Origin of the sequence: Huintestinicola sp., assembly GCF_051882455.1 — a bacterium.
In the GTDB taxonomy this organism is placed as follows: Bacteria; Bacillota; Clostridia; order Oscillospirales; family Ruminococcaceae; genus Huintestinicola.
Genome location: NZ_JBJERV010000061.1, coordinates 1 through 2734 on the forward strand (window position 1 = coordinate 1; position 2734 = coordinate 2734).

Here is a 2734-nt window from a genome sequence, read left to right on the forward strand (position 1 = left end):
TTAGTCGTGGCTGCGCCACAACTAACGCCATAGTACTTATGACATTGCCGACTGCCCCGCAAAGGTCAGTCGGCACCGCCGCAAGCGGCTATATCATAAGTACCGGCGCTCTCCGAGGGGCAGGCGTTCCCCCTGCACCCCCTAAAAACAAAGCAACAAAACATTTATCCTTCTCCTTATACAATAAACAAGTGATTATCATTAAATGCAAAGCAGCCGACCTGTGTTACGAGATCGTCTGCCTTGCAATATTATGACGTTATTACTCTGCTTTCGTTATTTCATCAGTGCGAAAAATAAATTTAACGCTGCCCTTTGTTCCGTCAGAAATGCCGGAGTAGCTGCGGTAGCTTTCGGCAGCGTCCGATACTGCGTTAAGACGCTCCACCAGTCCGCCGAGATCTCCGTTTGCAGCATCAACAAGTTTTTGTATAGCTTCATCGTTGAATTGGATAAGACCCTCGTTGAGTGCTCCTGCTCCCTCCGTTAATGCGGATATGCCCTCAGCCATTTGGGTACTGCCGTTTGCAAGGGATATTATGCCGTCAGATAGGGAGGCTGTGCCGCTTTTAAGAGCAGACGCTCCGTCTTTCAACTTATCTGCGCCTTGCGAAAGCTGTACTGTGCCATTGTAAACATTCTGCGCACCTGCATAAGCCGAGGACACTCCCGAGGTATAGCTGCTAAGTCCGTCGCAGAATCCCTTTACTTCATCAAGCTGAGCTTTTACAGCGACGATACCCGCAGCTGCGTCCTTGCCCATTGCCTGTTCGACCTGCGCCGCAGCACCGTCAAGTACTACAGCATAATTATCGGACGTAAGCTTTGGCAGCTCAAGACCCTGCGTCGCAAGCTGACTGTCCGCTTGTGCCAGCAGAGATGCGAATATCTGCGCTGCTCCTTGGTTGAGCGCCGCGCTGTTTTTATCAAGCTCTGCCAGTCCTGCGGAAAGCTGACCGTTGCCTGCACCAAGCTGCGCGATGCCGTCGCAAAGTCCGACAGCGCCCTCGTCAAGAGCCGCCGCTCCCGCAGAAAGCTGAGCCGCGCCGTCACTTAATGCGGATATGCCACCAATTAGCTCGCCCGTTTTGCTGTTAAGCTGGGTAAGTCCGTTGTAAAGCTGAGAAGAGCCGTCCAAAAGCTGCACCATTGCAGAGTCCATTTCCGCAGCAGCATTTTTCAAACCATCAAGGGCGTTTTCATCGTCAAGACTCATGTCGGCAAAAATACCGCTTTCAGCCGCAGCATAAAATCCGCTGAACTCAAAGTCCGTAACGTCTGCGGTAATTTCAAGATAATCGGGAATGTCAAGCTTATTCTTGTCAATAGCAAGACTATCCTGCAAAGACGGAAATGCAAACGCGGCAATAATTGTTCTGTCGCCGTCATCAAGCACTTTACCGCTTGATACCTCAATATTGCGGAATTTGTCATTGTCAAGTACAGTGCCTGTGACTACCGCAAATGGTACGCATACATCTTCCGCCGCGCCGTTTATTTTGGCGGATACGGTAAGGTCATTTGTATAGTTAACTCGTATCTTTATATTGCCGCTTTTTCCTGCCAACTCCTCAGGGGAAATTTCCTTGCCGTCAAGAGTGTATGTAACTTTCATCTCTACGGGAGCCTTTGCGGTGCTTACGCCCTGATAATATATATCCTTTCCGTCGGCTGCCCATACGATACTGTCACCGTCACGGGAAAATTCCTCATATCCCTTAACATTTTCAATGTCCGAGAGTGTTGTATTATCGGTAAGAGCGGAGCCGCCCTCGGTGTTCTTCAAATGGTCGCTGACGATTATCTTATTTGCCGCGCCGTCCGCGCCTGCAATAATGTACACCGTTTCATCTTTTTCGGTTGCAACTGCATTATCCGTCTTTACATTGTCGCTGACCGCAGCCTGCGGTGTTTCTGCACTTTTATTATCCGCCGCATATATTGCGCCCGTGCATATTCCCGCCGCCAGAATTACAGATACAACCGCGGCACAAATCCTTTTCGTTTTCATATATGAATACCTCCATCTACACTGTTGTGGTTATTTCTTTTGTTTTCCTTATTTTTAAATCCTATGGTGGTTACGCCTATAAGCCTGTCGCAAAGCATGAACAAGGCGGGGAGAATAAATATAACGCATACCATGCTGATGACCGCGCCCCTTGCCATAAGCATACACATTGAGCTTATAATATCAATATCGGAGTACATAGCCACGCCAAATGTCGCCGCAAAAAGCCCCATTGCGCTTACTATAACGGACGGTATAGAAGTGGAAAGCGCCGTTAGGATCGCCTCGCGCTTATCCTTTCCGCTGCGGCGCTCCGCTTTGTAGCGTGTGGTCATAAGTATAGCATAGTCCACCGTCGCGCCAAGCTGTATGGTGCTTATGCAGATAGGTGCGATAAACGGCAGCGATTGTCCAAGATAATGGGGAAGTCCCAGATTGATAAAAATGGACAGCTCAATAAGCGCCACAAGGATTATTGGCAGGGAAATGCTCTTTTCCACTATGGCAATTATGATAAATATTGCAGCGATAGAAATTGCATTTACAATTTTAAAGTCGGTATCGGTGGTTTCTATCATATCCTTTGTGCAAGAAGCCTCACCGATAAGCATAGCGCTGTCGTCATATTTTTTCAATATATTTACAAGCGTATCTATCTGAGCATTTACCTCGTCGGAAGCAGGCTTGTATTCGGAATTTATGAGCAAAAGCTTGTGTTCGCCG

Annotated in this window: 2 protein-coding genes; both read right to left on the bottom strand. The window is 48.2% G+C overall.

Annotated elements, in window-relative coordinates; translation table 11 throughout:
• Nucleotides 1–262: 262 nt before the first annotated feature.
• The gene (locus tag ACI4J0_RS07860; RefSeq protein WP_439765259.1) at nucleotides 263–2011 is read right to left on the bottom strand and encodes a hypothetical protein; all 1749 of its coding nucleotides are present in this window, start codon (nucleotides 2009–2011) and stop codon (nucleotides 263–265) included.
• On the bottom strand, nucleotides 2008–2734 hold a 727-nt coding region (locus ACI4J0_RS07865; RefSeq protein ID WP_439765260.1), incomplete at its 5' end, for an MMPL family transporter. The genes ACI4J0_RS07865 and ACI4J0_RS07860, both read right to left, overlap by 4 nt.